This window comes from Streptomyces sp. NPDC002309 (genome assembly GCF_053593375.1).
Genome location: NZ_JBSFCI010000001.1, coordinates 134,637 through 154,921 on the forward strand (window position 1 = coordinate 134,637; position 20,285 = coordinate 154,921).

Here is a 20,285-nt window from a genome sequence, read left to right on the forward strand (position 1 = left end):
CTGTCTTCCGCCCCGTTCGCTCCCACCCACATTAGAGACGAAGCACGTTGATAGCAGTCATTAAGGAGAAGATGGCGCGGGGAGAGACTCACTCGACGCGCCCGCTCGGGCGGCGGCACCACGTTCGCCAAGGAGCCCAAAGGGTCTCACCGAGCAGATCGTGATCCTCTCGCTGAGAGTATCGAGGACTACCAGGAGAAGAAGTGCGTGAGGACGACCAGCGGGACACGGGTGACGCCGAGGTCGCGCAGGCACCGGTCGACCAGTGCCGGGTCGGGCCCCGCGTCCACGACGACCCCCGCATCCGGACCCGCCGCGAGCACGGTGGCATCGCCCTGACCCACGTCGCACATCGCCAGCCGCCAGTCCCGCGGCGGCCAGCCCGTGACGACGGAGGCCAGCGGCGGCGGCTGCACCACCGCCAGTACCAGCAGCATCCCGCAGCCCGCGCACAGCCAAGGGTGTCGCAGCAGCCCCCGGCCGGCTGCCAGGACGGCCCCCGTGACGAGGGCGAGCAGCGCCGCCCCACCCCAGCCCCCCGGCCAGTCCACCCCGGCGCCCGGCAGCGCCGCCCCGGTCCGGGCGACGTCCGCGATCCAACCGGCCGGCCAACCCGCGCACCACGCGCACGCCTTGGCCACCGGCATCGCGACCGGCGCCAGCGCCAGCGCCGCGAAGCCCAGCACGGTGGCCGGCGCGACCGCGAACTCCACGAGCAGGTTGCACGGCACCGCCACCAGGCTCACCCGTGCCGACAGCACCGCCACGACCGGCGCGCACACCGCCTGCGCCGCTCCCGCCGCGGACAGCGCCTCCGCGAGCCGCGCCGGCATCCCGCGCCGACGCAAGGCGCCGCTCCACCGGGGCGCGAGGGTGAGCAGCGCGCCCGTGGCCAGCACCGAGAGGAGGAAGCCGTGGCTGCGTGCCAGCCACGGGTCGTAGAGGACCAGCACCAGCACCGCCGTCGCCAGCGCCGGGATCAGCGACCTGCGGCGGCCGGTCGCGAGGGCCAGCAGCGCCACGGCCCCGCAGGCCGCGGCCCGCAGCACGCTCGGGTCCGGTCGGCACACGACGACGAACGCCAGTGTGAGGACTCCGCCGAGCACCGCCGTCGTCCGCAGCGAGACGCCCAGCCGGGGTGCGAGGCCACGCCGCTCGCTGCGCTGTGCCAGACCGGGCGGGCCCAGCAGCAGCGCGAGGACGATCGTGAGGTTGCTCCCGGACACGGCGAGCGTGTGGGCGAGGTCGGTCTCCCTGAACGCCTGCTCCAGCTCCGGCGTGATCCGCGCGGTGTCCCCGACGACCAGTCCCGGCAGCAGCGCCCGCGGGTCCGCCGGCAGCCCGTCCGTCGCCTCGCGCAGGCCCGCGCGCAACCGCCCCGCGAACCGCTGCGCCCTCGAAGGCCCGCCCACCACCTCCGGCCTGGCCCGTTCCCGCACGCGCAGCACGGCCGCGATCCGCTCCCCGCCCACCAGAGCGGGCGCCAGCCGCCCGGTCACCCTGACCCGCGTGGAGGGCAGCAGCCCGAGCCACTCGCGCCGCCCGTGTGCCCCGGCGTCGACCATCACCAGCACGGGCGTCCGCGTCACCGCCCGCGCCCCGGCCCCCTCCTCGACGCCGCGCACCCGCGCTTTCACCAGCACGGACACCGGGGCCAGGTGGTTCCCGGTGACCCTCGGCCGGGTGAGCCGTGGGTCGGAGGTGAGCTCGACCTCCGCCGTCACCGTGGCGTTCCGCGCCGCCGCCCCCGGCACCGGTCCCCGGCGCAGATCGGCACCGTGCAGTGCGGCCGAGGCGGCCGCCGCCGCCACGCAGAGCAGCACGGCGGCGACGGGAGCACGCGACCGGACCAGCACCGCCGGGGGAACGGCACCGAGCAGCAGGGCGCACGCGACGACCAGGCCGGTCACGCCCACGGCGGCGAGCAGTCCCGGCGAGGCGTCCGGTGCCGTCGCCGCTGTCGCCCAGGCGGCCAGGGCGGGCGGAACCAGGCGCAGGTCTGTTGGGCCTTCCTGTCGTGGGTGCGCCGCACCGAGGCGGCTCGGGGCAGCCTCGTGCACGGAGGAACGCGCGCCCTCGATGTCCTGGGGGCGCCTCATGGCCGTACGAGGTCCCGCAGGTCGGCGAACCGCCGTTCGCCGATGCCGTCGACCTCCCGCAGTTCGTCCACCGAGCGGAAGCCGCCGTGCCGGGTGCGGTGGTCGATGATGTGCCGCGCCAGCACGGGACCGACGCCGGGAAGGGTGTCGAGCTGCTCGACCGTGGCGGTGTTGAGGGAGACGGGCGCCACGGGTGCGCCCGCCCCGCCTCCCGGCGCTCCCCCGGCCGGGGCCGCCGGGAGGGCCGCGGGCGCGGGGCCTCCGACGACCACCTGCTCGCCGTCGACCAGGAACCGGGCGCGGTTCAGACCCTTGATGTCCGTGCCCGGCCGCACACCGCCGGCCGCCTTGAGCGCGTCGGCGACCCTTGAACCGGCCGGCAGACGACGGATCCCGGGCTCGCGCACCTTCCCGCTGACGTCCACGACGATCTCGGCGACCGGCGTGCCGGTGGCAGCGCCGCCCGGCGGATCCACCGCCAGGCCCGGAGCCGCGGTCGGTCCGTCCCCCCGCTCCTGGAACGGCACCGCCGCGCCGACCACTTCGGGCGCTCGCACGGACTGGGTGCGCCCGGCCCAGAAGTGCTGCACGGCGAACCCCGCGACGACGACGAGCAGCACGGTGAGCGCCACCACGCTCCTGCGCTCCAGGCCGCACCGCGCCTGGAACCACACGGGCATCCGCTCCCGGACGGCGAGCGCGACCCGCTCCCGGCGGCCCTCCGTGACGGCAGGAGCATCGACGACGGCAGGCGCGGCCATGCCGGCGGAACCAGCCGAGACAGCCGGCTCAACCATGCCGGCAGATGCAGCCGCCACGGCAGGCGCGGCCCCTGCGCCACCCTCACCGGCATCACCGGGTGGCCCCGCTCCCGACTCCCGTCGCTTTCCGGCGTGTTCGCCGAAGAGCACCTCCGCACGGCGGCGGACTTCGTCCGCCGGAGCGTGCCGGTGCCGGGCCCGGACCAGGGTGGGAGCGGGGCGCCGCCGGTGTGCCGTGCGGCCGTCGGAAGCGGCTCCGCGGCCGGGTCCGCTGGTGGCGGACGTAACGCCTGCGCGTGATCGAAGTGCCATGCGACGAGGATGCGGCCACCCGGACCCCTCGCGATGATCATGGTCCATTCCGGGGGAGAACGGCCCGGTTGTGGATAACTCCGCCACCCACACGAGTGAGACCCGTCCACCACCCACCGGGGTGAGCCGACTCAGACACGACACGCCCGCTCAGGACACAGCGCACCCGCTCAGGACACGACACGCCCGCTCAAGACACAGCGCACCCGCTCAAGAAAGAGGGCAACCACTCAGAAAGGAGGTGACCACTCAGAAAGCATGTGCCCGCTCCCGAAACCAGCCCCTCACCGCGCCGAGACCACAACCCCCAGCAGCCCCGGCCCCGTGTGCGCTCCGATCACCGCGCCCACCTCACTCACATGCAGGTCCACCAGGCCCGGCACGCGTTTCCGCACCCGGTCCGCCAGTGCCGACGCGCGGTCCGCCGCGCCCAGATGGTGCACCGCGATGTCCACCGGCGCGCCCCCGGCCCGTTCGGCCACGATCTCCTCCAGCCGGGCGATGGCCTTCGACGCCGTCCGGACCTTCTCCAGCAGTTCGATCCGGCCCTCGTCCAGCCGCAGCAGCGGCTTCACGGCGAGCGCGGACCCGAAGAACGCCTGGGCGGTGCCGATCCGGCCGCCGCGCCGCAGATAGTCGAGGGTGTCGACGTAGAAGTAGGCCGAGGTGCCGGCGGCCCGCTTCTCCGCGGCCGTGACCGCTTCGTCGATCGTGCCGCCCGACTGCGTCACCTCGGCCGCGGCCAGCGCGCAGAAGCCCAGCGCCATCGCGATCATGCCGGTGTCCACCACCCGTACCGGCACCGGCGCTTCGCGGGCCGCGAGGACCGCCGCGTCGTACGTGCCCGACAGCTCGGCCGACAGGTGCAGGGAGACGATGCCCGTGGCGCCGGCCTCTGCCGCCTTGCGGTAGGTCTCGGCGAACAGCTGGGGGCTCGGGCGCGAGGTGGTGACGGGGCGTCGCTTCTGCAGCGCCTGGGCCAGCGAACGGGTCGAGATCTCGGTGCCCTCCTCCAGCGCGCGGTCGCCGAGGACCACGGTCAGGGGAACCGCTGTGATGCCGTGGCGCTCCATCGTCCGGGGCGGCAGGTAGGCCGTTGAATCGGTGACGATCGCGACATGGCGGGACATGAGCTGGAGGTTACCTGCCGTAGCGCCCGGGCGGCAGCCCGGGCCTCTCACCTGCCCGGAACATGTACGAGCAAGCCACGCCGAACCCGCGCAGACCGCGCCGGCCGACGGGCCGGGGCCACTCGCTCAGGTCGTGCTCTCGGGACGGGGCTTCTTCTGCCACGGGTACGTCGGGCGTGGTCCCGGCGGCGTGATGGCGGGTCGCGTCGGCTCCTCCGCCGCGCCCGACCGCGGGGTGTCCGTCCAGGTCTGCTCGGCGCTCGGGGCGTCGGCGGACGGGGCCTCGGGCCACGGCGGCGGCGTCGCGGTGGAGTCGGTCGGCGTCCAGTGCCGCAGCGCCCCGCTCTCCACGTCGATCTGCGCGCTCAGCGCGTCCAGGTCGTCGTCGGCGAAGCGGCCGGCGCGGTCCCGGGCGGCAGAGCGCAGCGACTGCGCGGACTGTGTGATGCGCTCGGTGCGGTCCCGCAGCTCGGGCAGCCGCCCGGTGAGCGTCGCGCGGTCGGGCTCGGACTCCAGGCGCCGGAGCTCGGCGTCCAGTTCGTGCCCATGGGCGCTGAGCCGCTGGAACAGGCCGAGCGCCTCCTTCAGCGACTCGTCCTCGGCGGCGCCCGCCTGCAGCGTGTCCTGGGTGGCCCGCATCGAGGTGCGCAGCTTCAGCCGGAGCTGGACGATCTCGCCGACGGGACCGGCCTGGGTGAAGGACCTGGCCCGCAGCGTGTGGTCCTCGACCGTGCGCCGGGCCTGTGTGAGGGTGCGGTCCACACCTCGCTTGGCGGCGCCGACCGCCTTGACCGTGGCGTACGCGCCCAGACCCAGGAAGACCACGAAGAGCAGGGCGAACACCATGATCACTGCTTCCACGAGGCTCCTCCTCCGAACCGGCGGCGGCACGCACCGCGCCCCTCTTCAACGGTAAACGCAACGGGCGGGCCCGGAGTTCCGGAAGAACCCCGAACCTGCCCGCACCACACCCCGAACCGTCCCGTAGGGGACGGCCCGCACCGCACCCCGAACCGTCCCGTAGGGGACGGCCCGGAGCGGAGGCCGCACCGGCCCCCTGACATCACGAGGGGATCGCCCTACGCCGGGACGATGTTCACCAGCTTCGGCGCCCGCACGATCACCTTGCGGATCCCGGCCCCGCCCAGCGCCGCGACCACCTTCTCGTCGGCCAGCGCCACCTTCTCCAGCTCCTCGTCGGAGATCGACGGCGGCACCTCCAGCCGCGCCTTGACCTTGCCCTTGACCTGCACCACGCAGGTCACCGTCTCGTCCACGACGTACGCGGGGTCGGCCACCGGGAAGTCCGCGTGGACCACCGATTCGGTGTGGCCCAGCCGCCGCCACAGCTCCTCGGCGATGTGCGGCGCCAGCGGCGCGACCATCAGGACCAGCGCCTCGGCGACCGGCCGGGGCACCGGGCCGCCCGCCTTGGTCAGCGCGTTGTTCAGCTCGGTGACCTTGGCGATCGCGGTGTTGAACCGCATGCCCGCCAGGTCGCCGCGGACACCGTCGACGGCCTTGTGCAGCGCGCGCAGCATGTCCTCGTCGGGCTCCGTGTCGACCACGGTCAGGTCGCCGCTCGTCTCGTCGACGATGTTGCGCCACAGTCGCTGCAGCAGCCGGTACTGGCCCACCACCGCGCGCGTGTCCCACGGCCGCGACACGTCCAGCGGGCCCATGGCCATCTCGTACAGCCGCAGCGTGTCGGCGCCGTACTCGGCGCAGATCTCGTCCGGAGTGACCGCGTTCTTCAGGGACTTGCCCATCTTGCCCAGCAGCCGGGTGACCTGCTCGCCCTCGTACCAGTACGTGCCGTCGCGCTCCTCCACCTCGGCGGCCGGCACCGCGATGCCCCGGCTGTCGCGGTAGACGTACGCCTGGATCATGCCCTGGTTGAACAGCCGGTGGAACGGCTCGGCGGACGAGACGTGCCCCAGGTCGTACAGCACCTTGGACCAGAAGCGGGCGTACAGCAGGTGCAGCACGGCGTGCTCGGCGCCGCCCACGTACAGGTCGACGCCGCCGTGCGGCTGACCCTCGCGCGGGCCCATCCAGTACTGCTCGATCCCGGGGTCGACCAGCCGCTCGCTGTTGTGCGGGTCCAGGTAGCGCAGCTCGTACCAGCAGGAACCGGCCCAGTTGGGCATGGTGTTGGTCTCGCGGCGGTACTTCTTCGGGCCGTCGCCCAGGTCCAGCGTGACGTTGACCCAGTCCTCGTTGCGCGACAGCGGCGTCTCGGGCTCGGTGTCGGCGTCGTCCGGGTCGAAGGTGCGCGGCGAGTAGTCCTCGACCTCCGGCAGCTCCAGCGGCAGCATCGACTCGGGCAGGGCGTGCGCGATGCCCGCCTCGTCGTACACGATCGGGAACGGCTCGCCCCAGTACCGCTGCCGGCTGAACAGCCAGTCACGCAGGCGGAAGTTGACGGTGCCCTCTCCGATGCCCTGGCGCTCCAGCCACTCGGTGATGCGCGCCTTGGCGTCGACGACCCCCAGACCGTCCAGGGAGACGTCCTTGCCGGAGGAGTTGACGATCTTCGCGTCGTACGAGGCGAAGGCGTCCTCCCAGGTCGAGGTGTCCGTCCCCCGGTCGTCGGAGGGCTCGACGACGCAGCGCATCGGCAGCTCGAAGGCGCGGGCGAAGGCGAAGTCCCGGCTGTCGTGCGCCGGAACGGCCATGATCGCGCCGGTGCCGTAGCCCATCAGGACGTAGTCGGCGATGAAGACCGGTACCGGCTCGCCGTTGACCGGGTTGGTCGCGAACGTGCCCGTGAAGACGCCGGTCTTGTCCTTCGCCTCGGCCTGCCGCTCGACGTCGGACTTGGCGGCGGACTGCGCGCGGTAGGCGGCGACGGCCTCGGCCGGGGTCCGGTGGCCGCCGGTCCACATCTGGTGGGTGCCCTCGGGCCACTGGTCGGGGGTGAACTTCTCGACCAGCGGGTGCTCGGGCGCCAGCACCATGTAGGTCGCGCCGAACAGGGTGTCCGGGCGCGTGGTGAAGACCGTGATGTGCTCGCCGTCGATCGGGAAGTCGACGCGGGCACCCTCGGAGCGGCCGATCCAGTTGCGCTGCTGCAGCTTGATGGCCTCGGGCCAGTCCAGCTCCTCCAGGTCGTCCAGCAGCCGGTCGGCGTAGGCGGTGATGCGCATGTTCCACTGGCGCAGCTTGGCCTTGAAGACGGGGAAGTTGCCGCGCTCGGAACGGCCGTCGGCGGTGACCTCCTCGTTGGCCAGGACCGTGCCCAGGCCGGGGCTCCAGTTGACCGGCGCGTCCGAGGCGTACGCCAGGCGGTACTCGCCCAGCACGTCGGCGCGCTCGCCGTCGCTCAGCTCGTGCCAGGAACGGCCGCCGGGCAGCGCGCGCTCACCGCTCTCGAACAGGGCGACCAGTTCGGCGATCGGGCGGGCCTTCCCGGCCTCGTCGTCGTACCAGGAGTTGAAGATCTGCAGGAAGATCCACTGGGTCCACCTGTAGTAGTCCGGGTCGATCGTGGCGAACGACCGGCGCTTGTCGTGGCCCAGGCCCAGCCGGCGCAGCTGGGCCTTCATGTTCTCCATGTTGGCCTCGGTCGACACGCGCGGGTGCGTGCCGGTCTGCACGGCGTACTGCTCGGCGGGCAGGCCGAAAGCGTCGAAGCCCAGGGTGTGCAGGACGTTGTGGCCGGTCATGCGCTGGAAGCGCGCGAAGACGTCCGTGGCGATGTACCCGAGCGGGTGGCCGACGTGCAGGCCGGCGCCGGAGGGGTACGGGAACATGTCCATGATGAACTTCTTGGGCCGCGCGACGACCTCGGGATCACCCGCCAGGTCGCCCTTCGGGTTCGGCGCGTCGTAGGTGCCCTCGACGTCCCAGAAGTCCTGCCAGCGTGCCTCGATCTCGGCTGCCATGGCGGCCGTGTAGCGGTGCGGCGCGGCATCCACCGACATGCCGGGGGTGGCTGCGGGGTTCGTCTCGCTCATGATCCTCAAAGCTCCATCGATCGTCTCTGCCGGCGGCTGTGATTCCTCGGAAACGAAAAATCCCCTCGCACAGGAGGGGACGCCGCGCTGACTCCGGCCACTCGACTCACCCGGTGGCCGGGACTGATCAGCGCGGCCCGCTAAGCAGAAGGCGTACGGCACGCATGGCGTCAGGGTACCGCAGGGGCCGACCCGGCCGCGACGGAGTTGAACGCTGGTCAAAAGTTACTCCGCGTAACAGCCACTAAGGGGCAGAACCACGACCACATTGTCACTTGATAACAACGCAATAACTCAAACTGCGTACCCATCGGTTTGGGCGCCACTTAGAGTGCGGCACGGGACCGCTTTACCGAATCCGCTCGGAGTTGCCCCCATGAACCCTCGACGCAGTACCAGCTCGCTCCCCCAGCCCGGCCGATCGGCCTACGGGGCGGCGACCGCTGCCGCCCTTGTGCTCATACCCGTGATCGTGCTGGTCGGAGGTGATCAGTTCCGCGACTTCCTGAACTTCGGTGCGGGCGTCCTGACCCTCGTCACCCTGACCGCCTCGGTGCTCTGGGGCCTCTTCGCCCAGGACCGGGTCCTGCTCAACGCGCGCCAGCGCATCCTCGGGCAGGCGGTGCACCGGACGATGGCCGTCGCCTCGATCGCGTTCCTGCTGCTGCACGTCACGACCAAGCTCGCGCTCGACCACATCGGCTTCCTCGCCGTGATCATCCCGTTCTCGCTCGGCGTCACCGGCAGCGCGGGGCTGATCGGCCTCGGCTCGGCGGCCGGCCTGCTGATGGTCTTCGTCGGCGTCACCGGCGCGCTGCGCGGCGCCTTCGCCTCCCCGGCCCCGGTCGCCTCGCGCTGGCGGGCCATGCACACCCTGGCCTATCCGGCCTGGTGCGCGGCCCTCGTCCACGGCCTGTTCGCGGGCCGCGAGGCCAAGCCGATCTTCGTGTTCCTCTACGGCCTGTCCCTGGTCGCGGTGATGGCCGCCCTGGCCCTGCGCTCGGCGCCCCGCTCGGTCAAGCGCCGGATCGCCGACCTCGTCGGCACGGTGGTCGGCACCCAGCGGCTGCCGGGCCGCGAGGAGCTGGAGGCGAGCCGCGCGCGGGCCGGCGAGTCCGCCCTGCCGGGCTACGGGAGGGCGCTCCCCGGCTACGAGCGGCAGCCCCCGGCGGCCTCGCCGTACGCCCCTGCCGACGCCTCCGCGGGCCCCTCCGCCGCGGAGACCACCGGCGGTTTCGCCGCCGCCTACCGCGCCGTCGGCAACACCCCGCGTCCCCAGCAGTCGTTCGCCGACCGGACCGCCCGCACGGAGGTCCCGGACTACCAGCCCACGGAGGCCCTTCCGCGCCTGGAGAGCCCGTCCGGCTCGTGGCCGGTCCCGTCCCCGCCGCCGGTCGGAGAGGCTCCCCCGTCGGCCTACGACCCGCTCCAGGACACGGGATACAACATCCCGGCCTATGGCAATCCGGGCGTCGCCGGGTACGGATCGAGTGATGTGTACGACACCGGTGAGATGAACGCGGCCTTCAGCTCGTACTACCCGGATGACACGTACAACAACAGCGGTCCCGCCACTGAAACACTGCCCGGTGCGTCCTACGACTTCGACGCACCGGGTTCGGGCGAACCTTGGAACACGCCTTCCGGAGGCTTTAAGTGAACGAGGCCCTGCCCGACGTCCCAGAAGTCCGCGTGGTCGGGCTTCCCCAGCTCACGTCGGGCTTCGACCTTGTCGAACGACTCGATCTGCCCATGCACCTCAAGGTGCACGGGCCGCTCGAACCCCTGGGCGGCGAGCAGCTCGCGCAGCTCGCCGAACGCATCAACCTGAGGGGCCGCGGCGGCGCGGGCTTCCCCTTCCACAAGAAGCTGCGCTCGGTCGCCGAAACGGCGATCAAGCGCGGCGTCCGGCCGGTCGTCGTCGTCAACGGCAGCGAGGACGAACCGGCCTGCCGCAAGGACACGGTGCTGATCAACCGCGCACCGCACCTGATCCTGGACGGCGCACTGCTGTGCGCCGAGGCCATGGGTGCCCGCACGCTCGTCATAGGTGTCACCCGTGAGTCCACACAGCGCTCCATGGAGGCCGCGCTCGCCGAACGCGGCCTCAACAACGGCCGCCGGTCGGTGCTCCGCGCACGCGTGCAGCGCAACCCGGTCCGCATGGTCACCGGCGCCGCCGCCTCCTTGATCCGCTCGATCGACGGCGGCCCGGCGATTCCGCCCGGCCGCAAGATCAGCGCGTCGCAGAGCGGCGTCGGCGGCGCACCCACCCTGCTGTCCAACGCCGAGACGTTCGCCCAGCTGGCGATCGCCGCCCGCATCGGCCCGGAGCGCTACGGCAACACCGGCCTCTTCGACGAGCCGGGCACCGTCATGCTGACGGTCTCCGGCGCCGTCGCCCGCCCCATGGTCATCGAGGTGCCCACCGGTGTGCCGCTGCGTTACGTCCTCCAGCTCGCCGGCGCCCCGCCGGTCCCGCAGGGCGTGCTGACCGGTGGCTACCACGGCAAGTGGATCGACGCGGCGACGGTCAACGAGGCGGTCGTCTCCCGCAACTCGCTGGACGCGGTGGGCGGTTCGCTGGGCGCCGGCGCGATCCTGCCGATCACCCAGGAGACCTGTCCGCTGGGCGAGTCGCTGCGGGTGGCCCAGTGGCTGGCGGAGGAGAGCGCGGGCCAGTGCGGCCCCTGCTACCTGGGCCTGCCCGCCGCCGCCCGGGGGCTGGAGGACATCCTCAACGGCGGCGGCCCCGCCGCCCTGGAAGCGGTCAAGCAGGTCGCCAAGAACGTCAAGCGGCGCGGCGCCTGCTCCCACCCCGACGGCTCCGCGATGTTCCTCGAATCCACCATCAAGGCGTTCACCGACGACCTGGCGGCCCACGTCCTGGGCAACGGCTGCGGGCGGCCCGTGCAGGGCGTGCTGCCGCTCTTCGAGGGCGGCCAGACCCCGACGGGCCTCCCGGGCGGCGGCTCCGCGGACAACGGCCCCAGCCGCCAGAAGATCTACGTCGACTGGACGCTGTGCCGGGGGCACGGCCTGTGCGCCGACATCCTCCCGGAGGTCTTCGAACTCGGCGCCGACGGCTTCCCGACCGTCGCCCAGGCCCAGGTGCCGCGCCGCGCGGAGGAGAAGGCGCTGCGCGCGGTCCGCCGCTGCCCGGCACTCGCCCTGCGGATCGAGGAGCAGGTGGAGCGGGCACCGGACCGCAACAACCTGCCGGTCCTCTCGCAGGGCCGCGGCCGTCGCGCCCTCGGCCGCTGAAGTACGGACGAAGGGCCGCCCGGTGTCCCGGCGGCCCAACTCCCCTTCTTTTTCGGGAAAGATGGGATGTCCGGAAAAAGAAGAGATCCCACCCGGTCGTCTCGACCTGGCGGGATCCACTTGTGGAGCTAAGGAGAATTGAACTCCTGACCTCCTGCATGCCATGCAGGCGCTCTACCAACTGAGCTATAGCCCCTTGTGTTGCCCTCCGGTTCTCCCCGGCGGCGACGCCAACATTACACGGTCGACCAGGCCCTCCACCAAATCGTTTCCCGTCTGCGCCGATACGACCGATATGGTCGGCCCTCGTGACCGTGATCACGTCCACCGCAGTCCACCGCCGGACGCCCGTCGCCCTGGGCGCCTGCCTGCTCTCCTTCGTGGCGTTCTGGATCGCCCAGCGGGCCGCGCACGTCTCGATGATCGACCTGCTGGTGTACCGGGCCGAGGGCGCCACCGTGCGCGCGGGCGGCGACCTGTACGCCCTGCGTGCGACCGCCGCCCGACTCCCGGCCACCTACCCCCCCTTCGCCGCCCTGCTGTTCACCCCGCTGACACTCCTCGACACGGGGTCCCTGCGCACGATGGCCACCGCGGGCAACCTCGCCCTGCTGGTGGCGTTCGTGCACCTCTCCCTGCGGCTCGTCGGGCACACGCGCGGGGAGACGGTCTGGTGGGTCTCGGCGGCGGCCGTGTGGTGCGAGCCGGTGTGGACGACCCTGCGCTACGGCCAGGTCAACCTGCTGCTCGCCGTACTCGTCCTGTGGGACCTCACCCGGCGGCCGGGCGACCGCTGGGCGGGCGTCGGCATCGGGATCGCCGCGGCCGTGAAACTGACCCCGGCGCTGTTCGCCGTCCTCCTGCTCGCCGTCGCCGTCGTGGCGCGCCGGAATCGCCGCGAGGGCTCCTGGCTGTGGCACGCGCGCCGGGCCGCGGCCTGCTTCCTGGGGGTGACACTCCTCGCGGCGGCCGTGCTGCCGCACGACTCCTGGCGCTTCTGGACCGACGTGGTGTTCCGGGCGGACCGGGCCGGACACGCCGAGGAGACGGCGAACCAGGCCCTGCGCGGCGTTCTGGCCCGACTGCTGCACACCCCGGACCCGGGGGTCCTGTGGGCCGTCGTGGCGGCCCTGGCGGCCGTGGCGGGGCTGGCGGTCGCGGTGCGGGCGGAGTTGCGCGGCGAGCGGGCCTGGGCCGTGGCCGGCTGCGCCGTCACGGCGCTGCTCGTCAGCCCCGTGTCGTGGTCGCACCACTGGGTCTGGTGCGTGCCGCTGGTCCTGCTCCTCGCGGCCCGTGGCCGCCGCGCGGCCGCCGCCACCACGCTCCTGGTCTTCTGCTCGTACGCCCTGTGGTGGGTGCCGCACACCCCCGGGCGGCCCGAACTGCACCAGAACCCGGCCGAGTTCGCCCTGTCGGGGCTCTACGCCGCGACCGGCTGCCTCTTCCTGCTGATCACCGAGGCCGCCACCCGAAAGCGTCAGGCCGTCACGAACGAATAGAACCGCTTGAGCGTGCAGTGCTCTTCGAGGAGCCGCCCGTAGATCGGCTCGCCCTCCAGTTCGCGGTACGTCTCGATCGGGTCGCCTTTTATGATCAGCGCCCGTGCGCATTCCTCGCACCAGTACTGGTAGTCGGGGTTCACCGGTTCCATGTCGCGGACGATCGGTGTACCGCTGCCACACCAGTCGCACTTCCGCCTGTGTGCACCCATCGATCAGCTCCAGCTGTGGCCGCAGGCCGTGCACACGTAGGAGATCCCGCCGTTGTCGCCGAGCATCTGGGCGACATACGCGGAGCCGCAGGAAGGGCAGCTGAGCCGGGTGGTCTTGTCCCGCATCAACGCCGCTTCGCCAAGGAGGTGGCCGACCTCCCCGAGGATGCTCGCAGGCATCGCTACTCCCTCCCGTCGGGCCGCGCCCCCTTCCGGCCGTTTGATTCTGCCACGACCGGACCAGTACGGTCAGCGACGCCTGGGTACCGGTCCGGCCACAGGCAGCCCGGAGCGTCTTCACAGAGGTATACGCCTCCTGGGCCCGGACTGCTCAAACACCGGAGAACGAAAAATCCCGCCCCCCGAAGGGGACGGGATTCGTCCGTGGAGCTAAGGAGAATTGAACTCCTGACCTCCTGCATGCCATGCAGGCGCTCTACCAACTGAGCTATAGCCCCTGGCCCCCACGCGGCTGAGCCGCATGGTGTTTCGCCCCGCTCGGCGGGGCGAACAAGAAGAACTTTAGCCTGCGACCTGCCGGAAAGTGAAATCCGGGGTCCCGCCGTGCCCGCGCCGCTCAGTCGTCGTCGCCGAGCACGGGCTCCGGGAGCGTGCCGGCGTTGTGCTCCAGCAGCCGCCAGCCGCGGGCGCCCTCACCGAGGACCGACCAGCAGCAGTTGGACAGTCCGCCGAGGCTCTCCCAGTGGTGGGGCTCCAGGCCGAGCAGACGCCCGATGGTCGTGCGGATCGTGCCGCCGTGGCTGACGACCACGAGGGTGCCGTCGTCGGGCAGCTTCTCGGCGTGCTCGAGCACGACCGGCGCCGCGCGGTCGGCCACCTCGGACTCCAGCTCGCCACCCCCGCGGCGCACCGCCTCACCGCGCTTCCACGCGGCGTACTCCTCGCCGTGGCGGGCGATGATCTCGTCGTGCGTCAGGCCCTGCCAGACGCCCGCGTACGTCTCGCGCAGGGCCTCGTCGCGGTGGACCTCGAGACCTGTGAGCGCGGACAGCTCGGCGGCCGTGTGCGCGGCCCGCATCAGGTCGGACGCGATGATCGCGTGGGGCTTGAGGGAGGCGAGCAGACGGGCGGCGCGACGGGCCTGGGCGACGCCGGTCCCGGTGAGCTCGACGTCCGTGGAGCCCTGGAAGCGGCGCTCCACGTTCCAGGAGGTCTGACCGTGCCGCCACAGGATGATCCGGCGGCCCCGGCCCGGCTTCGCGCCAGTGACCTCACCGGTGGCACTCACCGCCAGTCACCGTCCGTCTCGGCGGCCTCCTCGGCGGCCCTGAGCCTGGCATGCTCCTCGGCCTTGCCACGGGTGGCCTTGGCCTCGGCGGGCAGTTCCAGCTCCGGGCAGTCCTTCCACAGCCGCTCCAGGGCGTAGAAGACTCGCTCCTCGCTGTGCTGCACATGCACGACGATGTCGACGTAGTCGAGCAGGATCCAGCGGGCGTCCCGGTCGCCCTCGCGGCGCACCGGCTTGACGCCGAGCTCCTTCTGGAGCCGCTCCTCGATCTCGTCCACGATCGACTTGACCTGGCGGTCGTTGGGCGCGGACGCGAGAAGGAAGGCGTCCGTGATCGACAGCACATCGCTCACGTCATAGGCGATGACGTCGTGCGCGAGCTTGTCGGCCGCCGCCTGGGCGGCGGTGTTGATGAGTTCGAGGGAACGGTCTGTTGCGGTCACTGCACGGCTTTCCGTCGGCGGTCACTTGACCTCAAGGGTCTCACGGACCGCCGACGGCACCCCACGCATTACCCGGCAGGAGCCGGCTCGTAGTCCTGGCCGAGGACCACCGAGACGTTCGCGTTGGACGAGACCTCACCCTTGGCGACCGCACTGTCGGGCAGACCGAGGGTCTTCGCGACCTCGATCGCGTTCTGCTTGTCGGCGGGGTCGGCGTAGGTGACCTCGGACGTGGCCTCGGCGCTTCCCGCCGCGCCGGCCTCCAGGAAGGTGAAGCCGCCGTTGAGGAGCACCACGCGGGCCTTTTCCGCGTCGTCCTTCACCCCGGTGGCGTTCTGCACCGAGACCCGGACCGCCGCGTCCTGGTCGGGGCTCTTCGCGGTGCCGCCGAGGACGTCCTTGACCACGCCGTCGCTCGTCTCGGCGCTGAGCGTGCCGTCTTCCTGGACGGGCAGGGTGGCGGTCTTGAAGTCGCCGCTCTTGGCCAGGTCGGACAGCTTGGCGAGGAAGGTGCCGAGGTCCTTGTCGGTGAGCGACGGGTCGAGGATCTGCGCCAGCGTCTGCACGGTGGTCGTGGCGGCCTGCGCGTCCGACGACACCTTGCGCAGCACCCCGTGCATGACCTGTCCGAACCGCTCCAGCTGGGCGTCCTGGGCCTCCCCCGGGGCACGGTAGGTGGCGTAGGCGACGGCCATCTTGCCGCTCAGGGTCTGGGCCTCGCCCTTGTTGACCAGCGGCGCCTCGCCCTTCTTCTTGGCGGCCGGGTCGGGCACGTCGGCGTCGGTGTCCACCTCGACGTTGCCGACGAGGTCGACGAGGTTCTGCAGATAGGGGGTGTCCAGACGCCAGGTGCCCTGGATGGAGGTGCCGAGGACGGTGTCCAGGGCCTCGCGGGTGCCGGAGGAGCCGTCGTCCTCGACGGACTTCGCCAGCGTCGTCGTGCCGTCGTCGCCGGACAGCCCGAGCGAGTTGGGCAGCAGGACCGTGGTGCCCTGCTTCGTGGTGGCGTTGTCGACGAGCAGCGCCGTGGAGGTGCCGCCCTTCTTGGTGTCGTGCAGGTGCACGACGACCACGTCCCGCTTCTGCGCCGCGACGGACGTCGTACCGCCCTTCTTGTCGGCGGGAGCGGACAGACCGGGCAGTTTCCCGGCGTACCAGAGGTAGCCCACCCCGCCGGCCGCGACCAGGGCCAGTACGACGACCAGCGCGGTCATACGGCTGCGGGCACGGCGCTTGGCCTCCTCGCGGCGCTCGGTGCGGTTCTCGGTGAACGCCATCCAGTCGATGACGTCCTCGGAGTCCTGGTCGGGCTCCTCGACGAAGGCGAACTGCTCCGTGCGGTAGTCCCGGTCGCCGTGCCCGTCCCCGGGGCCGGGGACGCCCGGCGCGGGCTCCTGGCGCTGCCCGGGCTCGGCCGGCCGGGCCTGCTGGGGGATGTACGCGGTCTGCTCGGCGACCCGCGGCTGCTGCCCGCTGGTGGCGGTCTGCCCGTAGGGGTCGTACCCGTCGTAGGCGTCGTACGAGGTCACGGGCGGCTGCTGGCCGGTGGCGTAGGGGTCGTAGGCGGGTACCGGCTGCTGCCTGCCGGTGGCGTACGGGTCGTGGCCGTATCCCTGCTGCTGCGCGTAGGGGTCGTACTGCTGCTGTGCCTGCGGCTGGGCCGGCACCTGCCGGTAGACGGGGCGGCCGTACTCGTCGTAGCCGACGAGTTCGTACTGCCCGTCCCCGTAACCCGCGTCGTATCGGTCGTTCACCGGTGCCCCTCTCTGCTCACTCGCCGCGGTACAGCTGTCGCTTCGCGATGTAGCGCACGACTCCGTCCGGCACCAGATACCAGACCGGGTCGCCCTTGGCGACTCTCGCACGGCAGTCCGTGGAGGAGATGGCGAGGGCGGGAACCTCGACCAACGAGACGCCGCCCTCCGGAAGGCCGGCGTCGGTCAGGACGTGGCCCGGCCGGGTGACCCCGACGAAGTGCGCGAGGGAGAACAGTTCCTCGCTGTCGCGCCAGGTCAGGATCTGGGCGAGGGCGTCCGCGCCGGTGATGAAGAACAGGTCCGTGTCGGGATTGAGGGAGCACAGGTCACGCAAGGTGTCCACGGTGTACGTGGGGCCCCCGCGGTCCAGGTCGATACGGCTCACCGAGAACTGCGGGTTCTCGGCGGTCGCGATGACCGTCATCAGATAGCGGTCCTCGGCCGGGGACACGCTGCGGTGGGTCTTCTGCCACGGTTGCCCGGTCGGCACGAACACCACCTCGTCGAGATGGAACCGCGCGGCCACCTCGCTGGCCGCCACGAGGTGCCCGTGGTGGATCGGGTCGAAGGTCCCGCCCATGACGCCGAGACGGCGCTTGGCCGGGGTCGACGGGCCGGTAGGCATGTCCTGCTCTCCCATGCGTGCAGACCCTACCGGCCCGTCCTGTGCGGTCAGCGGTCGCGGTTGAAGCGCGTGGTGATCCACAGGAGCAGCATCAGGGCGACGAACGCGCCACCGCCTGTGAGCCACGGGCTGAGGCTCTCGTGGTTGCCGCCGTGCTCCTCGCCCCCGGCGGCGAGGGTGACCAACTGGGCAGCGGCGCTGTGGAAGCTCATCTTCGGCAGAACCTATCGCGTGTGGGCGGGATAAAGACGTCGGCTCATCGTATGCGGGCGGGTCGGCCGCGCTCACGCCGACTCCGCCGTCGGGCAACCTTCGCGGGCCGTCAGTCGTCCTTCCGCCTGTAACCCCGGAGCAGCAACCACCCCGTCAGTACACAGCCGACGACCATCACGATCAGTACGACCCGGAGGAGATTCCCCGCCCCCTGCTCTTGAGCGGCGCTGAGCCAGTCGGTGGCGGTGACGTGCTGCATGGTGCGGGACTCCTTCGTCGTACTCCCCGACCACCGTATCTCCGCCTAGGCTGGAGGTTGCTTCGGGGGCGTACGGGAAAGCGCGGAAGAGACACCGGGCACACAGGCGCACAACAGAGGCACAACAGACGCACATGGGGGACCACATGTCCGACGACGGCAGTCAGCAGGGCGGGTACGAGAAGGTGCCCAGCAGGCAGCGCAGGCGCTTCCCGGAGATCTCCTCGCGGGCGTACGAGCACCCGGCCGACCGCTCCGCCCTGGTCGCGCTGCGCAAGCTGAGCGGCTTCGACACGGTTTTCAAGGCCCTCAGCGGTCTGTTGCCCGAGCGGAGCCTGAGGCTGCTGTTCCTGTCGGACTCGGTGCGCGTCTCGGACCGCCAGTTCACCCATCTCCACGACATGCTGCGGGACGCCTGCTACATCCTGGACCTGGAGAAGGTCCCGCCGATGTACGTCAGCCAGAACCCGGTGCCCAACGCCATGTGCATCGGCCTGGACGAGCCGGTCATCGTCCTGACGACGGGGCTCGTCGAGCTGCTCGACGAGGAGGAGATGCGGGCGGTCGTCGGCCACGAGGTCGGCCACGCCCTGTCCGGCCACTCCGTCTACCGCACGGTGCTGCTGTTCCTGACCGACCTCGCCCTCCGGGTCGCCTGGATCCCGCTCGGCAATGTCGCGATCATGGCGATCGTGACCGCGCTGCGCGAGTGGTTCCGCAAGTCGGAGCTGTCCGCCGACCGGGCCGGGCTGCTGGTCGGGCAGGACCTCCAGGCTTCGATGCGCGGCCTGATGAAGCTCGCCGGCGGCAACCACCTGCACGAGATGAACGTGGACGCCTTCCTGGAGCAGGCCGAGGAGTACGAGGCGGGCGGCGACCTGCGCGACTCCGTGCTGAAGATCCTCAACGTGCTCCCCCGTTCCCACCCGTTCGCCACGATCCGCGCGGCCGAGCTGAAGAAGTGGGCGGCCTCCCGCGACTACCAGCGGATCATGGACGGCCACTACCCGCGGCGCGGCGAGGACAAGGACACCTCCGTCACCGACTCCTTCCGCGAGTCCGCGACGAGCTACGCCGGGCAGGTGCGGGGCAGCAAGGACCCGCTGATGAAGCTGGTCGCGGACATCGCGGGCGGCGCGGGCGACCTCGGCAGCCGGGTGCGGCGGGGCTTCGGCGGCTTCACGAGCGGCGCCACGGGCTCCGGTGCGGGTTCGCCGGACGCTTCGGGCTCCTCCGGTACCGGGTCCACGGGCACGACGAGCGCCAACGGCTCCCAGGGCACCGACCCCACTGCGAAGCGACCGCCGCGCGACGAGGACTGACCTCCACCGCGCCCGCCTCGCGCCGCGCTCACCCTTCGCGTCCGCTTACGCCGTCGGCTGCGCGGTGTCGGCAAGCGTGCCGCACAGTGCCGCCGTGCCCTGCGGCGCGAACGGGTCCGTAGCGGCCGGGCCTCCCGCCCTGGCGGTCCCGCCGGCGAGCACGGGACGCAGGTGGTTGGTGGCGTCGTCCGCGCAGGACAGCGGACCGGCCTGGAGAACCGAGCCGACCAGCTCGGCCTGCTGCAGCCGCAGGTCCTCGCGGTCGAAGCGGAGGTGCAGCTCGCGCCGCACGGTGAACAGCGACGCCTCGGCCCCGTCACCGGCCCCGGCCGGCCGCAGCGCGTACACGAACGTGTGGTCGGTGGTGACCTCCAGGGTGGAGGCGTCGGTCTCGGTGGCCGTCAGCGTGCCCCGCACCCGGATCTCGCGGTCGGCGAGTTCGGCCCGGGCCGGGTCGAAGCGCACCAGCCAGCCGAGGGGAGCGTGCAGGCCGTCGGCGGCGGGCAGCGCGAAGCTCTGGTCGAACTGCTCGAGCTGATCCGGGTCGAGCAGCACGCGCACGGGCCTGGTCTGCCCGCCGGTGAGCACGTCCGGGTGGAGCGAGGAGCGGACGAGGTAGTCCTTCGCCGTGGTCAGGGCGGTCACGACCTGGGCGTCGGAGAAGTTCGTGGTGCGCCGCGCGGCCGGGAGCGCGATGCCCTCGGCGCCGACGCGGAACTGGGCGGCCGGACTGTCGGCGAACAGCCGCTCGGGGTCGGTGGCACCGGGAACCCTGCCGCGCGGGGCCAGCGGGATGACGGTCATCCGCAGGGCTTCGGCGGGCCGGCCGGGCCCCGAGCTCTGGTACGGGTGCCGAACGCCCAGGTAGATCGCGGTGCCAAACGCCACCGCGATCAGCATGACCAGGATCAGGGCCTGCCGGGACAGACCCCGGCGCAGGGGCGGGCGGCGGCGGACGGCGGGCGCGTGGTCGGCGATGCGCTCCTGCGCGGAGAACTCCTGGAGGCGGGCAGCCCGGACGAACGACTCGTCGAACACGACGGATCGGTATTCGTCGTCCGCTCCGTTGGGGGCGCCGTCGGGTGTCCCCTCAGGTGGTTCTCCAGGCCCGCCCATATCTTCAGAGTGGGTCTCCGCAAGCCCCGGTAAACGCCCCGCCCCACCACAACTTCTGACAGGTA

17 protein-coding genes, 2 tRNA genes and 1 pseudogene are annotated in these 20,285 nt (G+C 71.9%); 4 read left to right on the forward strand and 16 right to left on the reverse strand.

Annotated elements, in window-relative coordinates; translation table 11 throughout:
• Nucleotides 1-200: 200 nt before the first annotated feature.
• The 5 genes and pseudogenes from ACWCPM_RS00585 to leuS form a co-directional block, all read right to left on the reverse strand.
• Nucleotides 201-2,099, reverse strand: a pseudogene (locus ACWCPM_RS00585) (ComEC/Rec2 family competence protein); the annotation flags it as partial.
• Nucleotides 2,096-3,172 carry a helix-hairpin-helix domain-containing protein gene (locus ACWCPM_RS00590; RefSeq protein WP_450973921.1) on the reverse strand — a complete coding sequence of 359 codons (1,077 nt, stop codon included), beginning with the start codon at nucleotides 3,170-3,172 and terminating at the stop codon, nucleotides 2,096-2,098. The pseudogene ACWCPM_RS00585 and the gene ACWCPM_RS00590, both read right to left, overlap by 4 nt.
• Nucleotides 3,173-3,456: 284 nt before the next feature.
• Nucleotides 3,457-4,302 carry a DegV family protein gene (locus ACWCPM_RS00595; protein ID WP_450973922.1) on the reverse strand — a complete coding sequence of 282 codons (846 nt, stop codon included), beginning with the start codon at nucleotides 4,300-4,302 and terminating at the stop codon, nucleotides 3,457-3,459.
• A gap of 126 nt (nucleotides 4,303-4,428) precedes the next feature.
• Complete coding sequence (locus ACWCPM_RS00600) at nucleotides 4,429-5,163, reverse strand: hypothetical protein (RefSeq protein WP_450973923.1); 735 nt, start codon at nucleotides 5,161-5,163, stop codon at nucleotides 4,429-4,431.
• A 218-nt stretch (nucleotides 5,164-5,381) separates the two neighbouring features.
• The gene (leuS, locus tag ACWCPM_RS00605) at nucleotides 5,382-8,261 is read right to left on the reverse strand and encodes a leucine--tRNA ligase (protein WP_450973924.1); all 2,880 of its coding nucleotides are present in this window, start codon (nucleotides 8,259-8,261) and stop codon (nucleotides 5,382-5,384) included.
• A 376-nt stretch (nucleotides 8,262-8,637) separates the two neighbouring features.
• Here leuS and ACWCPM_RS00610 point away from each other — a divergent pair, with 376 nt between their 5' ends.
• Nucleotides 8,638-9,921 (forward strand): cytochrome b/b6 domain-containing protein, encoded by a 1,284-nt coding sequence (locus ACWCPM_RS00610; RefSeq protein ID WP_450973925.1) that lies wholly within the window; start codon nucleotides 8,638-8,640, stop codon nucleotides 9,919-9,921.
• On the forward strand, nucleotides 9,918-11,525 hold the full coding sequence (locus ACWCPM_RS00615) for an NADH-ubiquinone oxidoreductase-F iron-sulfur binding region domain-containing protein (protein WP_450973926.1): 1,608 nt from the start codon (nucleotides 9,918-9,920) through the stop codon (nucleotides 11,523-11,525). The genes ACWCPM_RS00610 and ACWCPM_RS00615 overlap by 4 nt, the downstream gene beginning before the upstream one ends.
• Nucleotides 11,526-11,648: 123 nt before the next feature.
• On the opposite strand, the gene ACWCPM_RS00620 is transcribed toward ACWCPM_RS00615, so the two are convergent.
• Nucleotides 11,649-11,721: transfer RNA gene (locus ACWCPM_RS00620), tRNA-Ala, on the reverse strand.
• Nucleotides 11,722-11,833: 112 nt separating this feature from the next.
• Between ACWCPM_RS00620 and ACWCPM_RS00625 the strand changes: the two genes are divergently transcribed.
• A complete protein-coding gene (locus ACWCPM_RS00625) occupies nucleotides 11,834-13,024 on the forward strand; it encodes a glycosyltransferase 87 family protein (RefSeq protein ID WP_450973927.1) in 1,191 nt (396 codons plus the stop codon).
• Here ACWCPM_RS00625 and ACWCPM_RS00630 read toward each other — a convergent pair.
• The 9 genes from ACWCPM_RS00630 to ACWCPM_RS00670 form a co-directional block, all read right to left on the reverse strand.
• On the reverse strand, nucleotides 13,003-13,236 hold the full coding sequence (locus ACWCPM_RS00630; protein WP_003976229.1) for a hypothetical protein: 234 nt from the start codon (nucleotides 13,234-13,236) through the stop codon (nucleotides 13,003-13,005). The genes ACWCPM_RS00625 and ACWCPM_RS00630 overlap by 22 nt on opposite strands.
• Nucleotides 13,237-13,239: 3 nt before the next feature.
• The gene (locus ACWCPM_RS00635; protein WP_450973928.1) at nucleotides 13,240-13,416 is read right to left on the reverse strand and encodes a hypothetical protein; all 177 of its coding nucleotides are present in this window, start codon (nucleotides 13,414-13,416) and stop codon (nucleotides 13,240-13,242) included.
• A 205-nt stretch (nucleotides 13,417-13,621) separates the two neighbouring features.
• Nucleotides 13,622-13,694, reverse strand: a tRNA-Ala gene (locus tag ACWCPM_RS00640).
• Between the two features lie 119 nt (nucleotides 13,695-13,813).
• Nucleotides 13,814-14,491 carry a histidine phosphatase family protein gene (locus ACWCPM_RS00645; protein ID WP_450974084.1) on the reverse strand — a complete coding sequence of 226 codons (678 nt, stop codon included), beginning with the start codon at nucleotides 14,489-14,491 and terminating at the stop codon, nucleotides 13,814-13,816.
• Entirely contained in the window at nucleotides 14,482-14,928 is a 447-nt protein-coding gene (rsfS, locus tag ACWCPM_RS00650) for a ribosome silencing factor (RefSeq protein WP_450973929.1), read from the reverse strand. The genes ACWCPM_RS00645 and rsfS overlap by 10 nt, the downstream gene beginning before the upstream one ends.
• A 68-nt stretch (nucleotides 14,929-14,996) precedes the next feature.
• On the reverse strand, nucleotides 14,997-16,682 hold the full coding sequence (locus ACWCPM_RS00655) for a LytR C-terminal domain-containing protein (protein ID WP_450973930.1): 1,686 nt from the start codon (nucleotides 16,680-16,682) through the stop codon (nucleotides 14,997-14,999).
• 16 nt (nucleotides 16,683-16,698) lie between these two features.
• A complete protein-coding gene (gene nadD, locus ACWCPM_RS00660) occupies nucleotides 16,699-17,325 on the reverse strand; it encodes a nicotinate-nucleotide adenylyltransferase (protein WP_450973931.1) in 627 nt (208 codons plus the stop codon).
• Nucleotides 17,326-17,357: 32 nt separating this feature from the next.
• Nucleotides 17,358-17,522: a hypothetical protein gene (locus ACWCPM_RS00665; protein ID WP_450973932.1), complete on the reverse strand. Its 165-nt coding sequence runs from the start codon at nucleotides 17,520-17,522 to the stop codon at nucleotides 17,358-17,360.
• 110 nt (nucleotides 17,523-17,632) lie between these two features.
• Complete coding sequence (locus ACWCPM_RS00670) at nucleotides 17,633-17,782, reverse strand: hypothetical protein (RefSeq protein ID WP_450973933.1); 150 nt, start codon at nucleotides 17,780-17,782, stop codon at nucleotides 17,633-17,635.
• Nucleotides 17,783-17,928: 146 nt separating this feature from the next.
• Between ACWCPM_RS00670 and ACWCPM_RS00675 the strand changes: the two genes are divergently transcribed.
• Complete coding sequence (locus ACWCPM_RS00675) at nucleotides 17,929-19,104, forward strand: M48 family metallopeptidase (RefSeq protein ID WP_450973934.1); 1,176 nt, start codon at nucleotides 17,929-17,931, stop codon at nucleotides 19,102-19,104.
• A gap of 45 nt (nucleotides 19,105-19,149) precedes the next feature.
• Here ACWCPM_RS00675 and ACWCPM_RS00680 read toward each other — a convergent pair whose 3' ends face one another.
• A complete protein-coding gene (locus tag ACWCPM_RS00680; RefSeq protein ID WP_450973935.1) occupies nucleotides 19,150-20,220 on the reverse strand; it encodes an SCO2583 family membrane protein in 1,071 nt (356 codons plus the stop codon).
• Between the last annotated feature and the right edge of the window lie 65 nt (nucleotides 20,221-20,285).